This window comes from Paenibacillus arenosi (assembly GCF_014841135.1).
In the GTDB taxonomy this organism is placed as follows: domain Bacteria; phylum Bacillota; class Bacilli; order Paenibacillales; family Paenibacillaceae; genus Paenibacillus_B; species Paenibacillus_B arenosi.
Map to the genome: position 1 here is coordinate 27,147 of NZ_JACYTN010000022.1, position 26,031 is coordinate 53,177.

The 26,031-nt window shown below is 46.6% G+C and carries 24 protein-coding genes; 19 read left to right on the forward strand and 5 right to left on the reverse strand.

Annotated elements, in window-relative coordinates:
- Positions 1-81 precede the first annotated feature (81 nt).
- The 9 genes from purM to IFO66_RS19175 all read left to right on the forward strand — a co-directional run bounded on the left by purM (position 82) and on the right by IFO66_RS19175 (position 9,844).
- Positions 82-1,128 carry a phosphoribosylformylglycinamidine cyclo-ligase gene (gene purM / locus IFO66_RS19135; protein ID WP_192026701.1) on the forward strand — a complete coding sequence of 349 codons (1,047 nt, stop codon included), beginning with the start codon at positions 82-84 and terminating at the stop codon, positions 1,126-1,128.
- 62 nt (positions 1,129-1,190) lie between these two features.
- Positions 1,191-1,793: a phosphoribosylglycinamide formyltransferase gene (gene purN, locus IFO66_RS19140; RefSeq protein ID WP_192026702.1), complete on the forward strand. Its 603-nt coding sequence runs from the start codon at positions 1,191-1,193 to the stop codon at positions 1,791-1,793.
- 221 nt (positions 1,794-2,014) lie between these two features.
- Positions 2,015-3,562 (forward strand): bifunctional phosphoribosylaminoimidazolecarboxamide formyltransferase/IMP cyclohydrolase, encoded by a 1,548-nt coding sequence (gene purH, locus IFO66_RS19145; protein WP_192026703.1) that lies wholly within the window; start codon positions 2,015-2,017, stop codon positions 3,560-3,562.
- Positions 3,563-3,604: 42 nt separating this feature from the next.
- Entirely contained in the window at positions 3,605-4,888 is a 1,284-nt protein-coding gene (gene purD, locus IFO66_RS19150) for a phosphoribosylamine--glycine ligase (protein ID WP_192026704.1), read from the forward strand.
- Between the two features lie 252 nt (positions 4,889-5,140).
- Entirely contained in the window at positions 5,141-5,572 is a 432-nt protein-coding gene (locus IFO66_RS19155; RefSeq protein WP_192026705.1) for a hypothetical protein, read from the forward strand.
- Between the two features lie 233 nt (positions 5,573-5,805).
- Positions 5,806-6,648 (forward strand): alpha/beta hydrolase family protein, encoded by an 843-nt coding sequence (locus IFO66_RS19160; RefSeq protein WP_192026706.1) that lies wholly within the window; start codon positions 5,806-5,808, stop codon positions 6,646-6,648.
- Between the two features lie 134 nt (positions 6,649-6,782).
- Positions 6,783-7,901: a DUF3048 domain-containing protein gene (locus IFO66_RS19165; protein WP_225445904.1), complete on the forward strand. Its 1,119-nt coding sequence runs from the start codon at positions 6,783-6,785 to the stop codon at positions 7,899-7,901.
- Between the two features lie 224 nt (positions 7,902-8,125).
- Positions 8,126-8,737 carry a DUF47 domain-containing protein gene (locus IFO66_RS19170; protein ID WP_192026708.1) on the forward strand — a complete coding sequence of 204 codons (612 nt, stop codon included), beginning with the start codon at positions 8,126-8,128 and terminating at the stop codon, positions 8,735-8,737.
- A gap of 96 nt (positions 8,738-8,833) precedes the next feature.
- The gene (locus IFO66_RS19175) at positions 8,834-9,844 is read left to right on the forward strand and encodes an inorganic phosphate transporter (protein ID WP_192026745.1); all 1,011 of its coding nucleotides are present in this window, start codon (positions 8,834-8,836) and stop codon (positions 9,842-9,844) included.
- Between the two features lie 150 nt (positions 9,845-9,994).
- On the opposite strand, the gene IFO66_RS19180 is transcribed toward IFO66_RS19175, so the two are convergent.
- Entirely contained in the window at positions 9,995-10,693 is a 699-nt protein-coding gene (locus IFO66_RS19180) for a hypothetical protein (RefSeq protein ID WP_192026709.1), read from the reverse strand.
- Positions 10,694-10,945: 252 nt separating this feature from the next.
- Here IFO66_RS19180 and IFO66_RS19185 point away from each other — a divergent pair, with 252 nt between their 5' ends.
- From IFO66_RS19185 to IFO66_RS19210, 6 genes are all read left to right on the forward strand, one after another.
- On the forward strand, positions 10,946-11,236 hold the full coding sequence (locus IFO66_RS19185; protein ID WP_192026710.1) for a YerC/YecD family TrpR-related protein: 291 nt from the start codon (positions 10,946-10,948) through the stop codon (positions 11,234-11,236).
- A 3-nt stretch (positions 11,237-11,239) separates the two neighbouring features.
- Positions 11,240-12,169, forward strand: a complete 930-nt coding sequence (locus IFO66_RS19190) for a CbiX/SirB N-terminal domain-containing protein (RefSeq protein WP_192026711.1) — start codon at positions 11,240-11,242, stop codon at positions 12,167-12,169.
- Between the two features lie 62 nt (positions 12,170-12,231).
- Positions 12,232-13,143 carry a diacylglycerol kinase gene (locus IFO66_RS19195; protein WP_192026712.1) on the forward strand — a complete coding sequence of 304 codons (912 nt, stop codon included), beginning with the start codon at positions 12,232-12,234 and terminating at the stop codon, positions 13,141-13,143.
- Between the two features lie 1,201 nt (positions 13,144-14,344).
- Entirely contained in the window at positions 14,345-16,012 is a 1,668-nt protein-coding gene (gene rlmD / locus IFO66_RS19200; protein ID WP_192026713.1) for a 23S rRNA (uracil(1939)-C(5))-methyltransferase RlmD, read from the forward strand.
- Between the two features lie 174 nt (positions 16,013-16,186).
- Entirely contained in the window at positions 16,187-17,107 is a 921-nt protein-coding gene (locus tag IFO66_RS19205; RefSeq protein ID WP_192026714.1) for an AAA family ATPase, read from the forward strand.
- A 66-nt stretch (positions 17,108-17,173) separates the two neighbouring features.
- The gene (locus IFO66_RS19210) at positions 17,174-17,740 is read left to right on the forward strand and encodes an SF0329 family protein (RefSeq protein ID WP_192026715.1); all 567 of its coding nucleotides are present in this window, start codon (positions 17,174-17,176) and stop codon (positions 17,738-17,740) included.
- 352 nt (positions 17,741-18,092) lie between these two features.
- Here the strand turns inward: IFO66_RS19210 and IFO66_RS19215 are convergent, their stop codons facing one another.
- On the reverse strand, positions 18,093-19,568 hold the full coding sequence (locus IFO66_RS19215) for a sensor histidine kinase (protein ID WP_192026716.1): 1,476 nt from the start codon (positions 19,566-19,568) through the stop codon (positions 18,093-18,095).
- On the reverse strand, positions 19,565-20,236 hold the full coding sequence (locus tag IFO66_RS19220; protein ID WP_192026717.1) for a response regulator transcription factor: 672 nt from the start codon (positions 20,234-20,236) through the stop codon (positions 19,565-19,567). The genes IFO66_RS19215 and IFO66_RS19220 overlap by 4 nt, the downstream gene beginning before the upstream one ends.
- Before the next feature lie 162 nt (positions 20,237-20,398).
- Here IFO66_RS19220 and IFO66_RS19225 point away from each other — a divergent pair, with 162 nt between their 5' ends.
- Genes IFO66_RS19225 through IFO66_RS19240 form a run of 4 tightly spaced genes read left to right on the forward strand, consistent with a single transcriptional unit; the run spans position 20,399 to position 24,668 of the window.
- On the forward strand, positions 20,399-21,277 hold the full coding sequence (locus IFO66_RS19225) for a carbohydrate ABC transporter permease (protein ID WP_192026718.1): 879 nt from the start codon (positions 20,399-20,401) through the stop codon (positions 21,275-21,277).
- A gap of 11 nt (positions 21,278-21,288) precedes the next feature.
- Positions 21,289-22,137 carry a carbohydrate ABC transporter permease gene (locus IFO66_RS19230; protein WP_192026719.1) on the forward strand — a complete coding sequence of 283 codons (849 nt, stop codon included), beginning with the start codon at positions 21,289-21,291 and terminating at the stop codon, positions 22,135-22,137.
- 13 nt (positions 22,138-22,150) lie between these two features.
- Positions 22,151-23,263 (forward strand): efflux RND transporter periplasmic adaptor subunit, encoded by a 1,113-nt coding sequence (locus IFO66_RS19235; RefSeq protein WP_192026720.1) that lies wholly within the window; start codon positions 22,151-22,153, stop codon positions 23,261-23,263.
- Between the two features lie 28 nt (positions 23,264-23,291).
- Positions 23,292-24,668, forward strand: a complete 1,377-nt coding sequence (locus IFO66_RS19240; protein WP_192026721.1) for an ABC transporter substrate-binding protein — start codon at positions 23,292-23,294, stop codon at positions 24,666-24,668.
- A gap of 192 nt (positions 24,669-24,860) precedes the next feature.
- Here the strand turns inward: IFO66_RS19240 and IFO66_RS19245 are convergent, their stop codons facing one another.
- Positions 24,861-25,637, reverse strand: a complete 777-nt coding sequence (locus IFO66_RS19245) for a formate/nitrite transporter family protein (RefSeq protein ID WP_192026722.1) — start codon at positions 25,635-25,637, stop codon at positions 24,861-24,863.
- Positions 25,638-25,710: 73 nt separating this feature from the next.
- Positions 25,711-26,028 (reverse strand): nitrite reductase small subunit NirD, encoded by a 318-nt coding sequence (nirD, locus tag IFO66_RS19250; RefSeq protein WP_420488685.1) that lies wholly within the window; start codon positions 26,026-26,028, stop codon positions 25,711-25,713.
- Between the last annotated feature and the right edge of the window lie 3 nt (positions 26,029-26,031).

The window sequence follows — 26,031 nt, forward strand, 5'->3', positions numbered from 1 at the left end:
CGAACGGAGATAACTGTCTCTTAATCGATACGAAATGATATTTCCCTTTACTATCTTTTACTCATGAAGAGGAGAGAAACCATGTCTGAAGCATACAAGCAAGCAGGGGTTGATATAGCAGCTGGCAATGAAGCCGTTGAGCGCATGAAGAAACATGTGCGTCGCACATTCCGACCAGAAGTATTAACGGATGTTGGTGGTTTCGGCGCATTGTTCCAACTGAATGCGAAGCAATACGAGGAGCCGGTGCTCGTCTCTGGAACAGATGGTGTTGGAACGAAGCTGATGTTGGCTTTTGCAGCGGATAAGCACGATACGATTGGAATTGATGCGGTTGCGATGTGTGTTAATGATATCGTCGTGCAAGGGGCGGAGCCGCTCTTCTTCCTTGATTATCTTGCTTGCGGCAAAGTAGAGCCAGCGAAGATAGAGAGCATTGTGAGCGGTATAGCGGAAGGCTGCGCTCAGGCAGGTTGCTCACTGATTGGTGGAGAGACAGCAGAAATGCCAGGTATGTATAGTGCTGAGGAGTATGACATTGCCGGCTTCAGTGTCGGGGTAGTAGACAAGAAAAATGTGATTACAGGCGCTGAGATTCAAGCTGGTGATGTCGTGCTTGGACTCTCTTCCAGCGGACTGCACAGCAATGGCTTTTCACTCGTTCGTAAACTGCTCTTGGAGCAAGCGGGCTACTCGCTTAAGGCTGCGATGCCAGAGCTTGAGACAGAGCAGACCTTGGGCGAAGTATTGCTGACACCTACTCGTATTTATGTAAAGCCGCTTCTGCAACTTATGGCGCATGTCAAAGTGAAAGGGTTGGCGCATATTACGGGAGGCGGCTTCTTGGAAAATATTCCACGTGTGCTGCCTGAGCATGTTGATGTTGAGATCGAAGCAGGCTCATGGCCTGTACATCCGATATTCCAGCTGTTGGAACGTGAGGGCAATCTAACAGCAGAAGAATTGTACATGACGTTTAATATGGGAATCGGTATGATTGTTGTTGTGGCTGAGTCTGATGCGGTACGTGCGATGGAGCTAATGGAAGCGAACGGAGAAGCGGTGTACCGGATCGGTACGGTACAGGAAGGTTCCCGAAAAGTACGTATTCCTACATTAGGGCTATGAGTTTACAGGGGTTGCAAGTTGTGAATGGAACGGATAGAAGTAGTATCAGGCAAGAGGAGAGCATGAAGCGTCGTCCGAGAATTGCTGTGTTTGCATCTGGATTAGGTTCTAACTTTCAAGCTCTCGTTGATGCTTTTCAAGCAGAGCCAGCGCGATACGGGTGCGATATTATGCTGCTCATATGCGATAAGCCGCAAGCTAATGTTGTGAAGCGTGCCGAGGCTGCGGGGGTACCTGCGGCATGCTTCACACCAAAGGCTTATTCGAGTCGAGAACAGTATGAGAAAGATGTATTGCTGAAGCTGCGTGAAGAGCGGATTGATTGGATTGTGCTGGCAGGGTACATGCGTCTTATCACACCTGTGTTGTTGAGTGCTTACGGTGGGCGCATGCTGAACATCCATCCTTCGCTGCTACCTGCATTTCCTGGATTGAATGCAGTGAAGCAAGCGTTTGATTATGGGGTGCGTGTGACAGGGGTTACCGTACATCTCGTTGATGAAGGAATGGATACAGGTGCTATATTGGCACAGCGAGTTGTTTTTGTGGAGGAGCAAGACACCGAGGAGATGCTAGCTGCTCGTATTCATGCTGCTGAACATGAGCTTTATCCAGCTGCGGTAGCTGACGTAGTGGCAGGCAAATTGAGTCCAAGTAGAGCGTAGAGTCAAGCGTGTAGCGCCGATGCAAACTTATAGTTTTGAAGAAGCTGTGAATCGAGCAGCTAAAGAGATGAAAGGCTATCGAGCCGCTGACTACCATTTATAGAGAGAGTCGTATAGCAATCATTTTCGCAGCGTTGCTGTAGATGTTGTAGCATGCTAAGGGATAACGCATGTAAAATGATAGAAAATCTCAATCAAGTTATCATGGAGGAGAGAAAGTAATGTCGATTAAGAGAGCGCTTATAAGTGTATCAGATAAATCTGGTGTGGTAGAGTTTGCGCGTGCGTTGGCAGATGCAGGTGTAGAAATTATTTCGACAGGCGGCACAAAAACGCTGCTGGAGCAGTCTCAAGTACCTGTTATCGGCATTTCAGAAGTGACAGGCTTTCCTGAAATTATGGATGGGCGAGTGAAGACGCTGCATCCCGCGGTACACAGTGGATTGCTTGCGGTGCGCGACAATGCTGATCATCAGGCGCAAATGCAGGAACTAGGGCTTTCTTATATCGACCTCGTTGTCGTGAATTTGTATCCTTTCCAAGAAACGATTGAGAAACCAGATGTAACGTATGAAGATGCAATCGAGAACATCGATATTGGCGGTCCAACGATGCTTCGCTCTGCGGCAAAGAACCATGCCTTTGTGACAGTCGTGGTGGATGCGGCAGATTATGGCCAAGTTATCAGTGAACTTCAAGCAGAAGGCGATACGACGCTTGAAACACGCAAGCGCTTGGCGGCGAAGGTATTCCGTCATACAGCTTCTTATGATGCGCTTATCTCGGGCTATTTAACTGAACAAGTAGGCGAGACTTTCCCAGAACGTCTAACGGTAACTTATGAAAAATCACAATCTCTACGCTATGGGGAGAATCCACATCAACAGGCCGCCTTTTATCGTGCTCCATTAGCTGAGCGTGGTTCGTTGCCTACAGCGGAGCAGCTTCATGGTAAAGAATTGTCTTACAACAATATCCAGGATGCGAATGCGGCAATTGCGATCGTGTCTGAATTTGAAGGTCCAGCTGTTGCGGCTGTTAAGCACATGAATCCTTGTGGAATTGGCATTGGAGCAAGCATTTATGAAGCTTACCGCAAAGCCTATGAATCTGATCCGACATCCATCTTTGGTGGTATCGTGGCAGCCAATCGTCCTATTGATGCTGATACGGCACAAATGCTTAATGAGATATTCCTTGAGATCGTTATTGCACCTGATTTTACAACAGAGGCAATGGATATATTGAAACAGAAAAAAAATCTTCGCTTACTTCGCACAGGGGTACAGCCAACGCCAGAGGCACGTCGTGCAGCTTGGCAGTATACTTCCATTGCGGGTGGCCTGCTCGTTCAGGAGACAGATGTTCATACGCTACAAGCTGACAAGCTTCAAACGGTTACGAGCCGTGAAGCAACGGAGTCTGAGTTGGAGCAGCTGCAATTCGGCTGGAATGTAGTGAAGCATGTGAAGTCCAATGCAATCGTACTTGTGAAAGATGGGATGACGGTAGGAATTGGAGCAGGTCAAATGAACCGTGTCGGAGCAGCGAAAATTGCGATTGAGCAAGCAGGAGAGAAGGCACGCGGCGCGATACTTGCTTCTGATGCCTTTTTCCCGATGGGAGATACGCTTGAATTAGCTGCCAAAGCAGGTATTACAGCAGTCATTCAGCCTGGTGGCTCGATTCGTGATGAAGAGTCCATTCAAGTGGCGAATGATTACGGAATAGCCATGGTCATGACGGGTGTACGTCATTTTAAACATTAAGAAATTGTGTGTTAGGGACCGATTAAAGGCGGAGGTGTCGACGTGAGAGTATTGGTTATCGGCAGCGGGGGACGTGAACATACATTAGTATGGTCTTTGCTGCAAAGCGATCAAGTAAGAGAGGTTATCTGTGCGCCTGGAAACGCGGGCATAGCAGAGATGGCTGAGTGCGTGGACATCGCTGTCAGCGACTTTGAAGGAATGGCGGCCTATGCGGTGGAAACAGGTGTGGAATTAGTCATCGTAGGACCGGATGACCCTCTGGCAGGGGGTATTACAGATGTGCTAGAAAGTCATAATCTACGCGTGTTCGGGCCGAATAAGGCGGCAGCAGAGATCGAGGGCAGCAAAGTATTTATGAAGCATTTACTTCGCAAATATGAGATTCCTACGGCTGCTTATGAAACGTTCGACGATATAAATGCTGCATTAGCGTATGTGCGTCAACAAGCGCTGCCGATTGTCATCAAAGCGGATGGATTGGCGGCTGGTAAAGGCGTAATCATTGCCCAAACGTTGGCGGAAGCAGAGCAAACGCTGCAAGAAATAATGGTGGACGGCAAATTTGGTACATCGGGAAGTCGAATCGTCATTGAGGAATTCATGCAGGGACAGGAAATGTCGATCTTGGCTTTCGTAGATGGAGAAACGGTACGTGCTTGTGCGCCTGCACAAGATCATAAACCGATATTCGACGGTGATCGTGGACCTAATACGGGTGGTATGGGCACATACAGTCCTTTGCCACATATTTCGGATAGTATTGTAGAGGAAGCGATGCGCACAATCATTGAGCCAACTGCTAAGGCGATGGTTGCGGAAGGACGTCCTTTCAAAGGAATATTATTCGCAGGTCTTATGATTACGCCGCAAGGCAAGCCTAAGGTAGTTGAATTCAATGCTCGCTTCGGTGATCCTGAGACACAGGTTGTACTGCCACGCTTGAAGACAGATTTGCTTACTGTCTTTAACGCGGTTGTCGATGGTACATTGCATCAGATCGAATTAGAGTGGGATGACGAAGCTGCTGTTTGTGTGATTGTGGCAGCAGAAGGTTATCCAGACAAGCCTCGCAAAGGCGATGTCATTCAAGGATTAGAAGAAGCTGCTCGCCATGCACTTGTCTTCCACGCAGGTACGAAGCGTAATAGCGAAGGTCAGTTTGTGACAAATGGCGGGCGTGTGCTTGGCATAGTCGGACGTGGTGCAGATGTTCGTGGTGCACAGCAAGCTGCTTATGAAGCGGTAAAGGCAGTATCATTTCAAGGCATGCAGTATCGAAACGACATTGCGGAAAAATCGCTGAACGGTGCTGTAATAGGGTGACTTAACGTCAAGAAGCTGTTTCTCCCTTTCGATTGTGAATGGGGGAGACGGCTTCTTTGCTTTGTTTGTAGCTTGTGGCGACTTTGTGTCAGTGAGCAAAAGTTCCTCCATCTCTTGAGCATATAGACGAATAGCGGCAGCATAACCATCTCATACTAAGCCTATTCTAACGACAGGCATTCGCATATTCCTGCGTATCATCATAATGTTGAACGATAGGACTGTGCGTGAACAAGTGGAGGGGGACTTCGTATGACTAACTATGAATATGACAACTACGATCAAGAAGGCTGGGCATTAACTCAGCAGTTTTTATCAGAGGAGAACTTGCGAGGTTCCGATGAGGCAGTGCGTTATCAGTCTTTTGTGCAAAGTGAACCTGGCCAAGCGTTAAGTATCGATACGGAAGGAGTCGCTGGCTCTTCCTTGCATGCTGTAACTGCGTCGACTAGCGGAACGGCTGGGTTAAGTTACGGTGTAGACACTAACAGTTCAGAACAAGCGGGTGTTAGTATTAACAGTAGTGCGGGGCAGCAAGCAGCTCTATCTAGTTCTGGGGAGCATGCACCACAGTTTGGAGCCGCTGATCCCGTGTCGTCTGACACGGCATCTGATGATGGCTGGCAAGCGGGGGCAAAGGAAACCCAGCATATGCTCAATTGGTTTTATGGAATGCATGATTGAGGAACAATTCTGGAGCAGTGAGCCACACCTTTTTAAGAAGGTGTGGCTTTTTATTGTTCAATTGTCAGTGAAAGAGGTGAGTTCATTTAGCTTAAAGTAATTGGGTTCAAGGGGAGTTAACATATGGAAATAAGCTTATTGACATCGTTTGTTTGGAATGATAAAATGCTTATAACTTAAATACAAGTAATTTAATCGGAATTATAAGATATATATGGAGGCTGGTGTGACGTATGGAGCGGGTAGTTGATTTGAAGTGGAATCAGGAACGGATCGTCGCATCGATCCATTATCCAGAGAAGCGAGGGCCGTATGAGGAGCGATCCGAAGAAGGTTCGAGTCGTCGAGTGCCTTTGACGGTCATATGCCATGGCTTTATCGGTAGTCGTATCGGTGTCGATCGATTGTTCGTAAATGCATCGCGACGATTGGCGAATGAAGGGCATATTGTTGTGCGCTTTGACTATGCAGGCTGCGGAGAGAGCACGGGAACATACGGTGACCTCGGTATCGATGCGATGATCGAACAGACTCAAGCGGTACTTGATTATGCATTGAGCTGCGGCGATGTAGATCCACAGCGTGTGACGCTGCTCGGACATAGTCTGGGTGGAGCCGTTGCCTTGCTTACTGCGGTGCGTGATCAACGCGTAAAGCGCCTTGTGCTGTGGTCTCCTGTTGCCTACCCGTTCAATGATATTGTCAACATTATTGGTCGTGCTCGGTATGATGAATCCATTAAGCGTGGTGAGACTGACTATGCAGGCTATACATTTACACCTCGATATTTTGATACACTTGGCAAGCACCAGCCGTTTCAAGAAGCATCGAGGTTTGCAGGCGATGTGCTGCTTATCCACGGAACATCTGATGATGTCATACCCGCGGACTACAGTTTCTTGTACCAGAAAATTTTCTGGATGCGCAGTGACGGACAATGTGATAAGGAGATTGTGTTCCAAGCCGATCATACGTATTCGTCGGGAGAGCATCGCAGTGTAGTATTTGAACGTACGGTGGAATGGTTGAATCAATGGGAACAACGTCAGAAGAGTTGGGCACATTGGAGTATTTAAAAATGAGAGACGTGAGCAATTCTCTAACAAGGATTGCTCTTTTTGTTGTTCATAGACAAGGTGTAGTTTTTCCTCCATAATTAGGCGTGAAATAGCTGGAAATGTTCGGCAGTATAATCAGGGAGGTGTCACATTTGGCTGAACCATCGTTTTATTCTTATGTGCCTCATTTTATACAGCGTAGAAAAAGGTTGATGTTCGTATTATTAGGTGTGACCATCTTATTATCCGCATGCAATAGCAAGCCAGAACCTCAAGAAACAACACCTGTTGTTCCCCCACAAGTTGCTGAACCTATACCAACGCCAGAAGAACCGCAAGAAGAGGCGGTGATTGCACCGTTAACCGGTTTGGCTTGGGAAGCTGGTGAACCAACGAAGCGCCCAATTGCAGTGATGATAAACAATCAGAAGCGAGCGCGCCCGCAGTCTGGCCTACAGCAGGCAGATGTATTAGTTGAAGTACTGGCGGAAGGCGGTATAACAAGACTAGTAGCTATTTATCACAGTGACAGTACTTATAAAGGTGAGATAGGCCCCGTACGCAGTATTAGACCGTATCTGATCGATATTGGGGAGAGCTTTGGTGCTGCGCTCGTTCATGCGGGTGGAAGCCCAGATGGCTATCGTATTTTGCAGCGGCAAAATAAAGACTATTTAGATGAAATCAGCAACGCAGGACCTTATTTTTGGAGAGACAAGCAGCGGAGAGCTCCTCATAACTTATATACAAATGCAGAAAAGATCGTGCAAGGCATGACGAAGAAAAAATATGAGATGACTGCAGATGTCCCAGCATTTTCATTTGTGAGCAATAATCGTGCAGACGATACGAACGCTGCTATGGCAGGTGAGCCTGCCAAGCACTTACGTGTCGCCTTCTCCAATCATTCCGAATTGGTTGAGTATCAATACGAAGAGCGTAGTGGACATTATATCCGGCATATGGCAGGAGCTCCGCATACGGACAAAATTAGCGGTGAAGCGCTAAAGGCAGCCAATCTTGTTCTTATATATGCGAAGCACCGAGTACTCGATGATGTCGGACGGCTTGAAGTTGATGTGCGCGCAGGCGGGCGAGCCGTTATCATTCGTGATGGACAAGCGGTAAACGGTGAATGGCTGCGGTCAAATGGTTCATTTGAATTCAAGGTTGATGGACAAAAAGCATTATTTAAGCCTGGAACGACTCATATGTTAATCATTACAGATGATAAATCGAGTAAAGATCGTGCTGTGTGGAAAGCGCAATAAAAGGCGATATGACGCGGTTTTTAGCCGTTTTGTCGTATAAATGTCGATAGAGTTGGTACCTATTTCGAGGCATTATCCGTTAATCTCAAATAAATCGTCAAATTTTGCAGAATTATGCGCATATAATTCTTTACAAAGAGGCTATAGTTTGTGATAAGATATCCTATGGTTTAACCAATATAAACCAACACATATGCAACTTGATTGCAAAGGAGATTTCAGAAATGTTCAAGAAAAAAGACGTGTTTTTTGAAACGCTGCAAAACATGGCGGATACACTGGTGCAGGCGTCTGAGGTGTTTGTAAAAGGTGTAGAAACGATGGACAATGTGTCTGAGTTTGCAAAAAACATGAAAGAACTTGAAAGCAAATGTGACGTGTTTACACATACGATTTTGAAGGAGCTGAACAAGACGTTCATTACTCCTATCGAACGTGACGACATTATGGCTTTAACAACTGCGCTTGATGATGTACTAGATGGTATGGAAGCGTGTGCTTCTCGTTTTGACATGTATCAAGTAACCGAACGTGATGAAATCTGTATTCTTTTTGCAGATGTGTTGAAACGCAGCACATATGAGATCCAAAAGGCAATTCGTTTGATGACTCAAAAGAAGCTGTTGGCAATCCGTGAACATAGCATCAAAGTGAATGATCTGGAGAACGAAGGGGACGAGCTTCTACGTCGCGGTATTAAGCATTTGTTCGCAACAATTACAGATCCTATTACACTCATTAAATACAAAGAGATCTATGAGCGTCTTGAAGAAACGACAGATAGCTGTGAAGACGTTGCACATATTCTTGAATCGATCGTAATGCGTAATTCCTAAGCAGCCCTTGGCAGGTATTTTAAGGATTGAAGGAGGTCTAGGGTTGCGCGGGCAGTCACTCATTTGAGCATTGCTAAGCAATCGTTTACTATGACAATAGATATGGGTTTAATCGTGATTTCGTTCGTCATCTTCTTGGCTTTGGCGTTCGACTTCATCAACGGCTTCCACGATACAGCTAATGCGATTGCAACTTCGGTATCGACACGTGCATTGACACCGCGTAGAGCAATTATTTTGGCTTCGGTGATGAACTTTGTTGGTGCACTTGCGTTTACAGGTGTTGCGAAGACGATCGGTGGTAGTATCGCTGACCCTGCTCAGCTGGAGTTTGGGGTAGAAATCGTAGCAGCTGCACTTATTGCAGCGATCATTTGGAACTTGGTTACATGGTGGTTCGGTATTCCATCATCCTCCTCCCACGCACTTATCGGTGCATTGGCAGGTGGCGTTTATGCAGGAGCAGGTATGGATGCACTGAATATGGCTGGGTTCAAAAATATCGTAATTGCGCTAATTGTTTCACCAATTCTTGCCTTTGCCATTGGTTATTGTATTATGACGATTTTAAAATGGATATTTGGCAGACGCAGTCCGCACACTGTCAATAAAGGCTTCCGTTCTATGCAAATCGTTACAGCTGCATTCCAAGCGTTTACGCATGGTACGAATGATGCGCAAAAAGCGATGGGTATCATCACGTTTGCACTTATCGCTGGCGGATTCCAAGCTAGTGGTGATATGGAAATTCAAACGTGGGTTAAACTTTCTGCAGCGATTGCTATGGCATTAGGTACAGCTGTCGGTGGTTGGAAGATTATCAAGACGATGGGTACGAAGATTTTTAAAATTGAACCGATTAACGGCTTTGCAGCTGACTTCTCCGCTGCGTCCGTCATTATGGGTGCAACATTTATAGGTCTTCCAGTAAGCACAACGCATGCGATCACGTCTTCCATTCTCGGTGTAGGTTCTGCAAAGCGCTTCTCCGCTGTTAAATGGGGTGTGGCAGGACGAATCGTTGTTACATGGTTCATCACGATTCCGATCTGTGCGGGACTAGCGATAGTTACCTTTAAATTGATTGATCTTTTATTCTTACGCTAAGCTCATTGGAGTACGGTAGGTATTAAAATAGAGTACAAAAAGAACCTTCCAACCACTAACTGTGGAGCAGAAGGTTCTTTTTGTACGTATCTATATCCATATAGATGAAATGATGTGCCCTATGAACAGTTTGGAAATGAGTATCTTCTATTAGAAGATGTGCGGCTGACTCGGTACAGATTTCTGGCGACTGGACGCTTTGGCGGTGCCTTTTCTTGGACGCTGCCCATTCAGATTGGACGCAGGTTTTTTATTCGGGCGGCGCTTGTTTGCTGGAGGTCTTTTTTTTGGACGTTTTTTGGGTGGTGTGTAGAACATTTCTTCGTTGTCTTCATCTTTGTTCTTCGATTTACCTGAGGCAAATGATCCGACCAGCAGTTTGGCTACAGGGGCGATTTGTTGGAACCCCTGCACGACTTTCTGGACTTTTTGCATCGTGCTAACGAGTCCATCGATACCACCCATTCGATCAATAAATCCTTTAATGTCGCCTATATTGAAGTTCGATTTCTTGGATGGTGCAGTTGTGTCAGCAGTTGCTGCAGGCGTTACGGCTGCTTCTGGTGCTTGGTACGGGACGACTTCGGTTGTAGGCGGTGTGATGGGGGCCGGATTGTTGTTCGGATGCGGTGTGAAACTCCTCGCTGGTTGAACAGGTGCTGCAGGAGGATAATTGTATGTCGACGGAGCAGGTTGGTTCCGTATGTTCGCTGGCGTAGGCGAGTAGTTAAAAGAAGGCACTGTGTAAGCTGGCTGCGGCACTACTGGCTGAGATGGAGACTGCATCGTTGGGATATGAGGAATGCCCGGGATAGATGGCGATGCATACGGGGGCCGCGACTGATTCATGGTATCACCCTTTTCAAATGAGATTAGGGGTTGGCAAATGCCCCTGTTTGCTATACTGTATGTCGTAGGCGAACAACTCGTGTGGACGTTCGCCCGTGGGTGAACGCCCAACGTAATAAGTACGGTGAAAAAGGGCCTGAATAGGTACGGTAGTTCGCTAACGCATAAAAACTTTACCGCTTGAAAAGGTAATCTAAAGGTCGTACAATATTGGTAATGAAGTACATATTTTGTACACTAGGAGTGAACGATGTGCAACTGAAAAAGTTGAATGATAAATCGATTGAACAGTTATTTGAGTCGATTCTTACACTTAAATCTGTAGAAGAATGCTATATTTTCTTTGATGATCTGTGCACGGTGAACGAGATTCAATCTCTTTCACAGCGTCTTGAAGTTGCACGTATGCTCGGAAAAGGCAGCACGTATAACCAGATCGAAGCAGAGACGGGTGCGAGTACAGCGACGATTTCTCGCGTTAAACGCTGCTTGAACTATGGTAACGATGGTTATAAGATGGCATTGGATCGTTTGGGTAGATAAGGGATGCGAATCGGCTTATTAATTGTCAGCCACGGTTCGAAAGACAGTTCATGGGTTACACTGGTTGATGAAGCGATTGCAGGGGCACGATGGCCGGAAGGCTTGCCGGTCGCTTCTTCTTTTTTGGAGGGCGTTCCAGATCGGAGCATTCAAGATGGTATCGATCAGTTGGAAGCCCTAGGTGTGGACCACATAGGAGTCGTACCGTTATTTGTCTCATCTGGAAGTACGCATGTGGACGAGATCGCATATGCCCTTGGTGCTAAGTCCGAGCCTTTGTGCGAGACAGATTTAGAGCCGTTTCATACAAAGGCGCATATCATATATGGTCAGCCTATTGACGATGATGACACGATGATCGCTATGGTAAGTGACCGATTACAAAGTTTAGGTGTGGTGGCACAACGTGATGCGGTGCTGTTAGTAGCCCACGGGAGTCCCCATATGCCATTTCAGACTTGGTGGAGAGAGGGCTTGAATCGCATTGCGGCTAGACTTGTAGAGGATGAGAAATGCATAAGCGCTGCGCATGCTCTACTTTGCTGTGATTCGCTGCCTGATGCGGTGCAGCAGGCGTTGAACAGTTTGGATTCTGCTAAGCTGGATAAGCAGGGCGAACAGCTAGATACACACGATGAGGGGCTTGAGCGAGCTGATAGCGCTGTGGTAGCGGTAGTGCCTATCTTCCTTAGTAAGGGCTATTTTACGACTAAGGCGATACCTGAGCGTCTTCAATTGCAACCTCACTCTTTTCGTGTTGGTGCGTCTGTTGATAATGGTACTATTATGCCGCACTCATTGGTTACGGCGTGGGAAGGGCGAATCCTTTATGATGGTGAGCCGCTTCTGCCGCATCCGGCATTGTCGATATGGCTGGAACAGGAGAGCCAACGTGTATTAAGCAGGCTTGAAGAGTCTCTATCTAATGGATAAATGAGCATTAGAGGTTGTGGAACGTATCGTTTCTGAATAGATTGTAAATGGGTGACGCATGGATGGTTAAAAGAGCGAGGCTTATCTATAACCCAACGTCGGGACGCGAAGAAGGAAAGCGACGATTGGCTGATATTTTGCAGCGATTGGACGCAGGCGGAATTGAGACGACGACGCGCGCGACTGAAGGAGAAGGCGATGCCATTAGTAGCGCCGGTGAAGCGATAGATAATGGCTATGATATTATTATTGCTGCCGGTGGGGACGGAACGTTGAACGAGGTAATCAATGGCATGGCTGCTAAGGCGCATCGTCCGCCGCTCGGTATTATACCGCTCGGCACGACGAATGATTTTGCACGGGCATTAGGCATTCCTCGTCAATGGGAGGAAGCTTGCGACCTGATTGTGCGTCAGCAGACGATGCCGATTGACGTTGGTCAGGCGAATGATAAGTATTTTATTAATATTGCAGGTGGGGGCTCTCTTACGGAGCTCACGTATGAAGTGCCTAGCAAGCTGAAGACGCTAATGGGGCAGCTGGCTTACTATGTGAAGGGGCTAGAGAAAGTGGCTCGATTAGCTCCGACGGAGCTGCATTTTAATATCGAAGGACACGGTCAGTTCAACGGAGAGTTCATGCTGTTCTTAATTACAAATAGTAATTCGGTTGGCGGCTTCGAGAAGCTGGCACCAGATGCGGTAATTAATGATGGATTGCTGGACATTTTGATGATGAAAAAATGCAACTTGGCGGAGTTCCTGCGTATTGCTACGCTGGCATTGCGAGGGGAGCATTTGAATGATCCGCATATTGTTCATTTGCAATCGAAGCGCATTGAAGTGACGTCACCGGATTATGTCCAGTTGAATCTGGACGGTGAGTTAGGTGGAACGCTGCCTGCTGTATTCCAGGTGCTGCCGAGTCATTTGCATATTTTCGCAGATCCGACAGGGACTTCTTCGTATCGCTGATTGCATAGCGAATCGGTAATAGGTTAGTGGGGTGGCATTTTGTCCTCAATTGCATGGGGGAGTAGCTACTTGTACATTATCATATAATCCGCTACTGCTGACGGGTAGAACATATGCGAATGCGATGGATGTAAAGAATGTACAGAATGTAAAGAATGTAAAGAATGTATCATATGTAATGGGTGTATTGTTTGTAATGAATGTGCCGAATGTAATGGACTTGAAGAGAGGGCGCGTCTACTTTTTGAAGTAGGCGTGTTTTTTTGTGTGGGCGGCTTAAAGTGGAGTAGTTAAGTTAATGTTGGTTAGTTGAAATTGAAGCTGACGCTAACAGCTCAGACGCTGCTTCAATGAGGTTGTTTGATTAGTTGAAGTTGAAGCTCCGGCACTTTTTCTATGAGGTAGTTTGATTAGGTGCTGCTATTGCTATTGCTATTGCTATTGCTATTGCTATTGCTATTGCTATTGCTATTGCTATTGCTATTGCTATTAGAGTTATCGATATCTCTTTCGGTGTAAGTTTAATAAACAATGGTGAGCATCGAATAAAAGGCAGCTAGTATACGAAGGCAGCAAGTTAAGGTATGATAGAAAGAACGGAACATGGCGGTCGATCTCATATGAAGTCCTAAGCTGATACAGCACAGGATGAAGGAGATGGCCGCTTCTTGATGTTCATAGTCACAATGGCTGTTTATACGGTGTAAAATGGGGCTTATGGACAAAAATGCAGCTATTTTAGTTAGAAATCATCATTTTTAGCCAGATAAGGACAAAAGTGCAGTTATTTTTCTCGATTTGGACTTAAAATAGGAAGTGGTACTAAAATAACTGTATTTTTGCCGATAATATCCCGAATAAGGATACTTTCAGATTAAATAACTGCATATTTGTCACTATCTTAGACGAAAAGCCAAAATCGAACTTCTATAAAGATTGAGGACGAAGGGGCGGAGTACTATGAAACATACAGACAGTAATGCCTGTCGCTCCTGAGTATGGTGTGATGATATAAGATAGGGAAGTTAAAAACTTTCATTATACGGATCTACAAGTCGAAACAGGCCACATAAGGTTTGAAAAATGACAAAAATCGAAGTGCAGAAGCGTACGCTTTTTTAGTTGATACATTATGAATTTGATTCTTGATACTATGTATGTTTACAAATAGAACGAATGAAGCAGCAGCTTGGAGGACGGTATGAATAATCAAGGCAAGAAGCCTGGCCAGTCAGGCAGAAGAGGGCAAGAGCAGGGACAAGGAAAAGGAAGAATGCGTAATAACGCTGGAAGAGGAAGAGCCAATTCGAGTGCAGCTTCTAAGGCGGCGTCAACAGCTCCCGTGCAAAAAAATGATGAAGTTACATTGGACATTATCGGCTTAACGCATGAAGGTGACGGTGTAGGGCGTGTTGAAGGATTTACGCTATTTGTAGAGGATGCATTGCCAGGTGAGCGTATTGTTGCGCATGTACTGAAAGTGAAGAAGCAGTATGGATATGCCAAATTGAAGAAGCGTCTTACAGATAGTGAGGATCGGGTAGAAGTGACGGGGCGTCCTGAGCACTACGGCGGCTGCCAGTTGGAGTATATGTCCTATGATGCGCAACTTCGCTGGAAGCAGCAGCATGTGGTAGATGTGCTGGAGCGGATCGGGAAATTTGAAGTGAGCAAGCTGACAGAGGCTGGTTCAAAGGTTGAAGGTGCGACTGAGCTTGAGGCGGCGAACGATCGTGAGGCTGGAGTTGGCTGTGGAGCAAGTGCGTTCGATATGAGTGATGCAATTAACGGAACTACGAATGGTGTAGATTCAGCTGACACAGGAGCTACGATTGAATCAATTCAGGTATTGCCTACGCTTGGGATGGACAACCCGTGGCGCTATCGCAATAAGGCGCAAATTCCGATAGGCAAAGATGCACGTACAGGTGAACTGATCGGTGGCTACTTCGCGCGTGCGAGTCATCGCATTATTGATACAGATGCTTCCTTGATTCAGCATGAAGCTATGGATGCGGCGATGAAGATAGTTAAGGATGTAGCGCGACAATATGGTGTAGCGCCATATAACGAAGAAACGCATACAGGATTACTGCGCCATGTCGTTATTCGCTACGGTTTCCATACGAATGAAATGATGATTGTACTTGTGACGAATGGCGAGCGTCTGCCGCAAAAAGAAGTGATCGTTGATGCGCTTGTGGATCGTTTGCCGCAGTTGAAGAGCATTTGTCAAAATATTAATACAAAGCAGACGAATGTTATTATGGGCGATAAAACGAAAGTACTGTGGGGCAGCGAGACGATTACCGATTATATCGGAGATTTGCAGTTTGCGATCTCGGCGCGTTCGTTCTATCAAGTGAACCCGGTACAGACCGAAGTGCTGTATGAGGAAGCTGTGAAGTTGGCGGGATTGACCGGTCAGGAGACGGTCATCGACGCCTACTGCGGCATCGGCACGATCTCGCTCTTCCTCGCCCAGCGCGCGAAGCGCGTGCTAGGCGTTGAAATCGTCGAGGAAGCCATCGCCGATGCGCGCCGCAACGCGGCGCTGAACGGGATCACCAATACCGAGTTCGCCGTTGGCGCCTCGGAAGTGGTAATCCCGCAATGGAAGTCGGCTGGCATTACCGCCGACGTGATCGTGGTCGATCCGCCCCGTAAGGGCTGCGACCCGGCATTGCTCGACACGATGCTTGAGATGCGCCCAGAGCGCATCGTCTACGTATCGTGCAACCCATCGACGCTTGCACGCGATTTGCGTGTGCTAGCGGACGGCGGCTACACGGTTAAGATCGTGCAGCCGGTGGACATGTTCCCACATACACCGCATGTGGAGTGTGTGTCGCTACTTCAACTTAATTGAGTAAGAAAAACCCTTGTTATACCAAGGGTTTTTCTTCTTTTCTAATAAGCAATTACTTCCTTTAACTTAGTAGGGAAAAGTATCTTCTATTATTGTTTGGGTATTGTTTTTTTTAAATGTGTTAAATAGCCTGTAGATCGCCAGACTAGAATCAATGCTACAAGGAGGAGCGCAATGTATCTAAATAAATTCACATTACCAATTGATGAAGAATCCTCATTGATAGAACAAAGAATGGCACACAATGGTGGTAGCTTTGGATATATCGACAATGCTTACCCATGTGGTATTTTCTCCAAAAGTCAGTTTTCCGAATTGAATTTTTCAAAAATCACTATTTTATATGGAGGAAACGGCTCGGGAAAAAGCACACTTCTAAATCTCATATCGAATAAATTAGAATTAAATCGCATTGCACCATACAATTCAAGCGAAATGTTTGATTTATATGTTGAACATTGTAAGTTTGAACTTGGAATTGACGATGAGGGATTTAAACATCGAATTCCCAATGGGAGCAGAATAATTACAAGCGATGATATCTTTGATTATATGCTTACAGTCCGCACAAACAATGATGAAATCTCTGATAGTGTAGAAGATATAAGATCCGAATGGGGAGATAAGAACGGAAGTCTGAAATACGGACAAACCGTGAAAATGAATAGTTTGGACGACTATGAAGCACTGAGGTTACAGGTGCTTTCAAGAAAAAAATCAATTTCGCGCAGGGAGTTTATTCGCAGAGTCGCTGGCACTGAAGTTAAGCTGAACAGTAATGGAGAGACAGCCCTGAGTTATTTTAATTCCAAATTAAAAAATGACACATTATATTGTTTGGATGAGCCAGAGAATAGTCTATCTCCTAGAATGCAGCTTGAACTTGTCAAAATGATAGAACAAATGGCTCGCTATTGTGGGTGTCAATTTATTATTGCAACTCACTCACCATTTTTACTGGCAATGGAGTTTACAAAAATATATGATCTAGACACGAATCCAGTCGATATAAAGCAATGGTGGGAATTGGAGAACGCAAAAGTATACTTTGATTTTTTCAATAAGCATAAGAGGCTGTTTCTCGTCGATAAATAGGGAATTGAACAATACTAGAAAGCCACAAACGCGGGTAGTCAGGCTTTTAGAATATAGGAGGAGTATATGTCCTGGAGCAAATTGAAGAAACAATTGGAGAGCTTTCTTTATCCAGCGTTAAATGGAAAGGTCGAGTACTGTGCAACTAGCTACTTTTATTTACCTGGGAAATCTGGAATTTGTTATATTACGGTAGATAAAAAGAACGTATTCAGTATGAGTGATAGTTCCAGCTCAATCAGATGGTATCAGACGGAGCAGGAAATTAAAAATGATCCAGATGTCCGAATTCCTATCAGTGATGAAGAAATTGAAGCGATCCGAAAAGAGACCAAGGGGAGTGTTCCGGAGGATCGTCTAAAAGTAATTGCAAGAAATAGAAAAATAACGGAATATGCGAAGGAGCTTTTATCCGCACAGGCAGCATTAAGTAAATCAAACTTTATCGTTGTAGCTAATAAGTTTCTATCTACTTCTATAGAGGAAAGCATAGAGAGCAATGATATTATGTTAAATATTTTAGCTTTGGTGGACAGAAGAGTTGGAAAAAAGCGAATTTTAAACATGTCCGAGAAGATGAAGTTAAAGCATCCTATTGTGCAGTATTTTTATGAACTACGTCGTCATTCATAATGAAATGAAATAGATCAGGAAGCTTCTTGATTCTTGAAAAATATCAAAGTGGATTGTTTGCATACTGTTATCCGTGAATAGTCATGGAGGACTTATGGGCAAGGTACCGCTCGTCAAATGGACAGGCGGCTAGTGATGATGTAGGCTAAAATTTGTATGCGGCGAGAAGCCCGCAAATCAGCTGCGTCAGTTCTGCAAAATAAAGTGACGCTGTATCTGGAAGAGCTACATCGTTCGTTCTAGGTACGGTGCTGTACCGCCAAAGTCCCTCCTCACAGCTGAATGCGGCGGAGAGGAGGGGCTTTAAATGTTGCGGTGAGAGAGTGAATTTGCTGTAAAATCGGCCTCTAGGTTATTTATCAATCTTCCATCGAACTGAAAACAGCACCCCCTCTTCGGTATTGGACAGGCTGAATTTCGCCTGATGGATATTCAATGTGGTTTTGACGATATACAGCCCCAGACCACTGCCTCCGGTTGTGCGGCTACGGGATTTCTCAATGCGGTAGAACGGCTTGAACAGCTTGGATATTTCGCTTGGCTCTATATATGCTCCGGTGTTCAGTACACGTAAGTGCACAAGTCCCGCATCGGCTTGCAGGGTGATCCGAATTTGCTCACCGCGGCGGGTATAGTGGACCGCATTGTTCATTATGTTGGAGACGGCCTTGGACAGCAGACTCTTGTCTCCTGTCATCCATAGGTTGGGAGCGAGCTCGGCCTCCAGCTCAATGCCGTTCAGCTCGCATATGTACTGGATTTGTTCGGTTGCATCCTGAAGGAGTTCGGACATATCCACAGCAGCCATGCTCGGCTGAAAGTGATGATTCTCCAGCCGCGAAATATCAAGAATTTCGTAGACCAACTTCTCCATCCCTTTCAGAATGTGATGGGATTGGGCCAAATATTTGTCCCGATTCCTATAAGGCCCCACATTGTGCAACATCGCTTCAAGCTGTCCAGATACGGCTGTAATGGGCGTTTTTAACTCATGGGAGATCATGGCCATAAATTCCCGCCTTAATGCCTCCTCTTCCTCTTTCCGTTGAATATCATCTTTCAACTGCGCATTGGCCTCAGTAAGATCCTGCATGGCATGCTGCAAATTCATGGAAAGCTCATTCAGTGAGCGGGAAATATCGCCGATCTCATCACGGGAATCATGGCGGGAGCGCTCCGAGAAATCCAGTTGGGCCAGTCGCTTGGCTACTTGGCTGATGCCGATTAGCGGCCGGGCGATCAGGCGTGTGTAGATAAGTGCCCCCAGTACGGCAATCACCAGAATGATAAGTGCCATATACGGGAGGAGCCGCAGGAGCATTTGCATCGCTTCATCAATCGGCTGCAGAGAAGCTAGTACAGATAACGTATAACCGCTAGATTCGTATCCGGGCAAGGGTAGATTTGCATGGGATATCAACTCTGTACCCTTAGACGACGGTGCACTCAGATACTCTGGAGCGGAAATGAGGATAGTGGAAGCAACGTCCTTCTTATGCGTGATCGGTTCCCATACCTGACTCGGCAGCAAAGGAACTTTGGTGAAATGGACAGGGTACACCCATTTGCCCTCGCTGTCTTGTACCGACAAGGAGGCATTGTAACGCAAGGAGAAGTTATCCAGCCGTTTGACAGCTTCTGTCCAGTCTTTTTGCGGGAATGTTTCTAGCAAGCGAGTGATGCCCTGATTCAAGTCGTCGGATTTGTTCTGCAAATAAAAGGACGGCAAAATAAAATACAAAGTTATATACAACAATAGCGCGAAAGCAATAAGGACGAGATTGGTTAACACAAAAATTTTAAAAGCTATGCTTCTATACTTGCTCATGTCAACCGCCCTTCCATCAAATAGCCGATACCTTTAATCGTTTCAATGCATGAGATTTTCATTTTTTTACGAATGTTTTTAATATGGGCATCGACCAGACGCGTATCGCCGAAAAAGTCGTATCCCCATACGCGATCCAGAATCATCTCGCGGGTAATGGTTCTCCCTGCATTTTCAATTAGATAGGCAACGATTGAGAACTCACGGACGGTCAATTCAACCAATGCGTCATCGACAAAAGCCTTATAGCTGTCGCAATCCAGACGAATGCGGCCGTATTGCAATTCCCTCGGTTTCAATTCCGAGCGCGATCTTCGCAAGACTGCTTCGACCCTTTTGACCAGCACATTGAAGGAGAACGGCTTAGCAATATAATCATCGGCCAGAAGCTCGAAGGCCTGCAATTGATCCTTCTCCTCGCTTAAGGCAGTCATCATAATAATTGGTGTCTGGCTCTGATTGCGAATCATTCGGCAGATCGAGTATCCATCCATATTCGGCAGCATAACATCCAACAGCACAAGATCGAATGTCCCCTCGGTAAACTTCCGATATCCCTCAGCTCCGTCGCTGGCAACATCCACATCGTACCCCTGCACTTTTAGATATTCCGCAATCAATTCCTGAATATAGCGGTCGTCTTCAACGATTAATATGGCTTCAGACATAAGGCACCTTCTTTAATGGGGGATTTTATTTCCTGATCATACCATGTCGATATGAATTTTATATGAAAAAAGAGCCTTCCAATCATCTTCTTGTGAATTTCAAACGGTTTTCATACGGATTTCACATGGCCGCCGTAAGATGGGTTCCGAGGAGGGATGCCCATGAGGAACATAGTAAAAAAGATATTTTATCGCGAGACGAACATCGCCTTGTTATTTCTGGCGCCTAGTCTGGCGGGATTTGCCCTGTTCTATTTGCTGCCGTTTGGCGCCGGGTTTTATTACTCCTTGATGGACAGTCCCATACAAGGTTCGTTTGTTGGCTTGGCCAACTACAGGGAACTACTGCAGAGCGACTCCTTCCGCCTTGCCGCACAGAACACCGGACTGTTCACCGTAATGGGCGTACCTCTCGTAATGGCGATCTCGCTGGCGCTGGCCTTGATGCTCGATCGCGCCTTGCCCTTGCGCAATTGGCTCAGGGCCACGTATGTGATGCCGCTTGTAGTGCCGGTGGCTTCGATTGTTCTGGTCTGGCAGCTGTTGTTCGATAGCTCTGGCGCAGTCAATGCGCTCTGGACGCTATGGGGAGGCGCGACTGTAGACTGGATGAACTCGCCTTGGGCTCGCGTCGTTGTGCTGCTGGTTTATCTGTGGAAGACGATTGGCTATAACATGATCCTGTTTCTAGCTGGATTGCAGAACATTCCGAAGGACTACTACGAGGCGGCCGCTCTGGATGGTGCCGGGCCGTTCCGGCAATTGTGTTCCATTACACTGGTTTATTTGACGCCAACGACGTTTTTCGTGGCGATCATGTCGATCATTAGTTCATTCAAGGTGTTTCGGGAGACGTATCTGATTGCGGGAGATTATCCACATGAAAGCATCTATTTTCTCCAGCATTACATGAATAATATGTTCCAGGCTCTGGATTACCAGAAGCTTACTTCTGCATCCTTCCTGATGGCTGCGGCGATTATCCTTGTGGTCGTGATCCTGTTCCGTTTTGAACGGAAATTTCACGGAAGTGTGTCGTAATGGAGGGACGTATGAAGGATACGTTGAAAATAGGCGCGCGCTTCTCCGTTCTGCTCATCCTGGCATTGATCATGCTATTTCCGCTTGTGTTTACGGTCAGTAATTCCTTTATGACAGAAGGTGAAATTCGGTTTAATTACAGCAAGGAAGAAACAGATACTGGTTACGTCAATCTGAAATGGATTCCTGACTGGGTCAGTCTGGAGCAGTACAAGGCGCTGATATTTGACCGCATGCAATTTTTGATCATGTTCTGGAATTCCTTGCTGTTGGTCGTGCCAATTGTGGTGGGGCAAGTCGTCGTGGCGACCATGGCGTCATTCGGGCTATCGCAATTTCAATTTCGTGGCAGAGAAACGTTGTTTTTCCTTTACATAATAACGATGCTGATGCCTTTTCAAGTGACCTTAGTGCCGAATTATTTGGCCATGGACTGGCTCGGCTTGCTGGACAGCCGCGCGGCGATTATTCTTCCAGGCATCTTCTCTGCCTTCGGTGTCTTCTTGCTTCGGCAGTTCATGATTGGAATCCCGCGCTCCTATGTAGAGGCTGCGAAAATCGACGGTGCCGGTTATGTGACCATCTTCGTGAGTATCATTATCCCCATGTCGCGTCCCGGCATTGCCGCGCTGGTCATTCTGACGTTCGTTGATTATTGGAATATGGTGGAGCAGCCGCTGATCTTCCTGCATGACGCGTTCAAGCAGCCGTTGTCCATTTATTTGTCCCGAATTAATGAAGGGGAGCTTGGGTTGGCCTTTGCCGCAGCCGTGTTGTATATGCTCCCGATGGTGTTCGTCTTCTTGTACGCAGAGAATGATCTGATTGGAGGCATTCAGTTATCGGGTGTGAAAGGGTAGAAAGGCAGGTTGAATGATGGAAATCGGGAATGTACTTCGTACTAGGCGTAAACGAAACATCCGCATCGCTGCAGCTCTGTTTTTCGGGCTAATGCTGCTGACGACCTTCTTCTCCAACACCATTCAGCAGTTAACGTATCCGAAAGTGCGAACCGAGAAGGCCGTGTATCAGCAGTTGAGCTATGTGATTAAAGGGGAAGGCACGTTGACGCCGCGAGAGATCAAATCGGTATACGACAATTCCAGTTGGAAGGTGATCCAAATCGAAGTGGAGGTGGGGGATAAGGTGAAGAAAGGGCAAAGGCTGCTGACACTTGATACAACCGAGGCCCGCAACGCGCTGCTCGATGAAGAGGCGCTATACAAGAAAAATCAACTGGGGATGGAGACGTTGCAGACTAAGTATAAAGGCGCCCACTACAATCCATCGCCGGAAGTAAATCATCTTCAGGTACGAACGGATATGGAAAATCTGCAACTGGATATGCAGATTCAGGAACGAAAGCTGAGTCGTATGCGGGAAGCCTTAAGTAAGCAGCAATATGTGATTGCGCCGCTCGACGGAATCGTGACCGAGGTGGCTGCCGATCTTGGAGTGCCCGCTGCGGCGGGGAAGCCTGTCATCCAAATTGCGGATCTGAGCCAGGGCCTTGGCTGGACGCTGGCGGTTGCGAATGAACAGGTTCGCGGACTAAAGGTTGGCGAGGAGGTCGAGCTCTATATGAACGGGAACCAGGAAGACTTGATTCGAGCTATCGTGGCCGACATTAAGGATGCGGAAGCGACTGCGAATGCCGCAGCCGGGAAGCAGCTTGCCTTTCGAGTTAGCGCTGCGGAGCTGAAAGGGGGTGAAGCTGTAGGCATTCATTGGGAGCGAAAGTCCGAACTAGCGATGGCGACGGTGCCGAAAAAAGTCGTGCATAGCGATGCGCAAGGCCATTTTGTATACATCGTGGAAGAACGGAAGGGACCGCTGGGGAATACATTTATGATCCGGAAACGTTATATCAAGCTTGGAGATATGGATGAGCGGAACCAGGTGATACTGGACGGATTGATTGGGGAAGAGAAGATTGTGGCGGAAAGCAGCGAGCCTGTGAAAGATGGCGATTTGGTCAGAATGTAGGTGGAAGAATAGGAGAGGAGTTTGTGAGATGAGAAGATGGACTTGGGGGATTGGATTGCTTGTGCTAGCTGTTGCTGTAACGGCTTGCTCGAGCTCGAATGATACTAATGAGATCGATGGGAATAAGAGATCGAACGAATCAACCGGAGGGAAAACGGTTGTGACGATGGCTGTTGTGCAGAAAGACCCAGGAGGGTGGCTGGAGCAAGCTGAGAAGGCTTATGAAAGCAAGAATCCGAATGTGGATATCGTCATCAAGGAGTATGTGGCGCTGCCTGAGCGCTCCCCCAGCAAGGTTGTAAACGTAATGGGCGAGGTCAGCCCGGCTGACCTAGAGAAATATCGGAACGCGATAAACACCGATCTCATGTCTGGCAAGGGAGCCGACATTATCTCTGTTAGTGAGCTGAATGTTGAGAAATATGCGGACAAGGGAGTACTTGCCGACCTTGGAGATTTGATGGAGAAGGACCCGGAATTTGACCCTGCGCAACTGTTTGGCAATGTCATAGAGGCGGCCAACGGAGGGGCCAAGAAGGTGGTCGTACCGATCTGGTATGACATTCACTTCGTGAGCAGTGCACTGGAGCCGAAGCAATTGAAGGTGGAGGACGCAAGCTGGAAGTGGAGTAATCTGCTGCATCAGGGGGCGGAGCTGGCGAAGGATCTGCCTGGAGAACTGGAAATTATGGGAGGTGTTGCGCCTGCAGCGCTGCTGCGGAAGATCGTGATGTCCGACTATGACCATTACATCAACCAGGAGGAGAAAACGGCCAGCTTTGATACCGAGGAGTTTATCGGGCTATTGAATCAGTTGAAGGAACTGTATGGCACGGGAATGTTGTCTGACAACCATAATAAGTTCGTAGAAAACAGGGATATTTTTCGCGATCAGTCGCTTTTTACTCCCATGATTGGTCTGGAAACGCTGCAGTCCAAGCGGCAAATTTGGAACCCGCCCGGGAACGGCAAGCATTCGGGATTACGCTTCTCATCCAACATGATGCTGGCGATCAACGCCAAATCCGGAGTGACCGAAGAAGCGTGGAAATTTATAAGCTATTTGCTATCGGAAAAGGCGCAGTCGAATCCCGGCATGTGGGCGGGGTTACCGATGAATAAAGCTGCCGTCGCCGCTAAGCTGAAGAGGGACGGATCGGGAATGATGGAGTTTGAAACCACGGATAAGTCGAGCGCAAACGCGAAGGAACCGACAGAAGTCACGGCACAAGAGAAGGAACGACTGATGGCCTTCATCGGCCAACCAGGGTATTTCCATGGCAGCGATCCCCGATTGATGGATATCGTGGAAACCGAAACGGCTGCATTCTTTGCCGGAGAGAAAACAGCGGATACTGTGGCAAAGCTGATTCAGAATCGGGCCAAAACCTATTTGAACGAATAACGGCAACCGGATCGTCAGAAAAAGCCTGTTCGTGAGTTTATCCGTAGAACAGGCTTTTTCTCTGAATTGTGGAGGCGGATGCAAAATTGGGAATGATGTGCGTCGAGTGTACCGTGTTACGAAATTGGAAGGTGTCGAGTAAAATCGGGCCTTCTCTCTATGTGAATGCAACTCATTTTTGAAGAGAATCTATCATTTTCTTACGGGTGAAATTGTCCAATAGGTGAAGCCTACAAATAAAATACCTCCAACCATATTTCCAAGTGTGACAGGCAGCATATTATGCAGCCAGCCTGCTAGATGAATGGTTTCAGGATGATTAGGCAGAAGCATGGCAACGCTTAGAAGCGTCATATTGGCAACACTGTGCTCATATCCGCTGCTAATAAAGGCAAATAAGCACCACCATATGGCGAACATTTTCGCTCCTTCGCTTTTCAAGCGCATACTCATCCAAATGGCCAAGCAAACTAACCAATTACATAGTATTCCTCGGAAAAACAATTCGCTAAATGGTGCCGTCATCTTCTTGGTAGCAGCGTTGAAAATTAAATGATCAGCGGGTGCGGCATCAAATAGTCCTGCTGCTTTTACAAGTAACGCAAGTATAAGGGCTCCTAGCAAATTGCCGAGAAATACAATGATCCAATTCAACAACGTATCCTTTATCGTTGTTTTCCCTGCTAGCGTACTAATCGTATAAATCATGTTGTTGCCCGTAAACAATTCTGCCCCAGCCATAATAACTAACGTCAACGCGATCCCGAAGCTCGCTCCCATAACTAGCGATTGATAGGGCGAGCTCGCTTGTGCTAACGGTGCTCCAATAGAAAAAATAAGAATAATGCCTAATCCGACATAGGCTCCCGCTAATAAAGTGGCAATAAAATAACCGAAGGGCTGCTGCTTCATATGATCACGCTTTGCTGCACCTGCTTCAGCAATCGTTTCTACGTTTTGTTTGTACATGTTTATTCCTCTTTCACGTAGGATTTCAAGCTTTCAAGCTTTCAAGCTCGTAGCTACTCAGGTGTAATCATGGCTAAACAAAGATGTATACCTTGCCTTCATCAATGGAAGTATCGTAGGTTGCTACAGATCCATCATCTGGCTCTTGGACGGTTCCATCGAGCAAGGAAACTTTGTAATCATGAAGAGGGCAGAACACATACTCACCAGAAACAATGCCTTCTGCAAGCGGCCCATGGGTATGAGGACAAACCCCACCAATTGCCTTGATACGATTATCCAGCAAGCGAAAAACGGCAATTTTAATGCCATCTACAACGATTTCACGTCCAATTCGCTGCTGCATCTCATCAAAGTTTGCGACAAATACTTTTTGCTTGGATGTAGTCATGGC

Bases quoted from the DNA above. Each gene is read 5' to 3' on its own strand.
- IFO66_RS19215 (WP_192026716.1), bottom strand. From the start codon at position 19,568: ATGAGCAAGTATAGAAGCATAGCTTTTAAAATTTTTGTGTTAACCAAT.
- IFO66_RS19230 (WP_192026719.1), top strand. From the start codon at position 21,289: ATGAAGGATACGTTGAAAATAGGCGCGCGCTTCTCCGTTCTGCTCATC.
- purM (WP_192026701.1), top strand. From the start codon at position 82: ATGTCTGAAGCATACAAGCAAGCAGGGGTTGATATAGCAGCTGGCAAT.
- rlmD (WP_192026713.1), top strand. From the start codon at position 14,345: ATGAATAATCAAGGCAAGAAGCCTGGCCAGTCAGGCAGAAGAGGGCAA.
- IFO66_RS19160 (WP_192026706.1), top strand. From the start codon at position 5,806: ATGGAGCGGGTAGTTGATTTGAAGTGGAATCAGGAACGGATCGTCGCA.
- purN (WP_192026702.1), top strand. From the start codon at position 1,191: ATGAAGCGTCGTCCGAGAATTGCTGTGTTTGCATCTGGATTAGGTTCT.
- IFO66_RS19170 (WP_192026708.1), top strand. From the start codon at position 8,126: ATGTTCAAGAAAAAAGACGTGTTTTTTGAAACGCTGCAAAACATGGCG.
- IFO66_RS19195 (WP_192026712.1), top strand. From the start codon at position 12,232: ATGGTTAAAAGAGCGAGGCTTATCTATAACCCAACGTCGGGACGCGAA.
- nirD (WP_420488685.1), bottom strand. From the start codon at position 26,028: ATGACTACATCCAAGCAAAAAGTATTTGTCGCAAACTTTGATGAGATG.
- IFO66_RS19155 (WP_192026705.1), top strand. From the start codon at position 5,141: ATGACTAACTATGAATATGACAACTACGATCAAGAAGGCTGGGCATTA.
- IFO66_RS19225 (WP_192026718.1), top strand. From the start codon at position 20,399: ATGAGGAACATAGTAAAAAAGATATTTTATCGCGAGACGAACATCGCC.
- IFO66_RS19235 (WP_192026720.1), top strand. From the start codon at position 22,151: ATGATGGAAATCGGGAATGTACTTCGTACTAGGCGTAAACGAAACATC.
- IFO66_RS19205 (WP_192026714.1), top strand. From the start codon at position 16,187: ATGTATCTAAATAAATTCACATTACCAATTGATGAAGAATCCTCATTG.
- IFO66_RS19245 (WP_192026722.1), bottom strand. From the start codon at position 25,637: ATGTACAAACAAAACGTAGAAACGATTGCTGAAGCAGGTGCAGCAAAG.
- purH (WP_192026703.1), top strand. From the start codon at position 2,015: ATGTCGATTAAGAGAGCGCTTATAAGTGTATCAGATAAATCTGGTGTG.
- IFO66_RS19240 (WP_192026721.1), top strand. From the start codon at position 23,292: ATGAGAAGATGGACTTGGGGGATTGGATTGCTTGTGCTAGCTGTTGCT.
- IFO66_RS19220 (WP_192026717.1), bottom strand. From the start codon at position 20,236: ATGTCTGAAGCCATATTAATCGTTGAAGACGACCGCTATATTCAGGAA.
- IFO66_RS19190 (WP_192026711.1), top strand. From the start codon at position 11,240: ATGCGAATCGGCTTATTAATTGTCAGCCACGGTTCGAAAGACAGTTCA.
- IFO66_RS19180 (WP_192026709.1), bottom strand. From the start codon at position 10,693: ATGAATCAGTCGCGGCCCCCGTATGCATCGCCATCTATCCCGGGCATT.
- IFO66_RS19210 (WP_192026715.1), top strand. From the start codon at position 17,174: ATGTCCTGGAGCAAATTGAAGAAACAATTGGAGAGCTTTCTTTATCCA.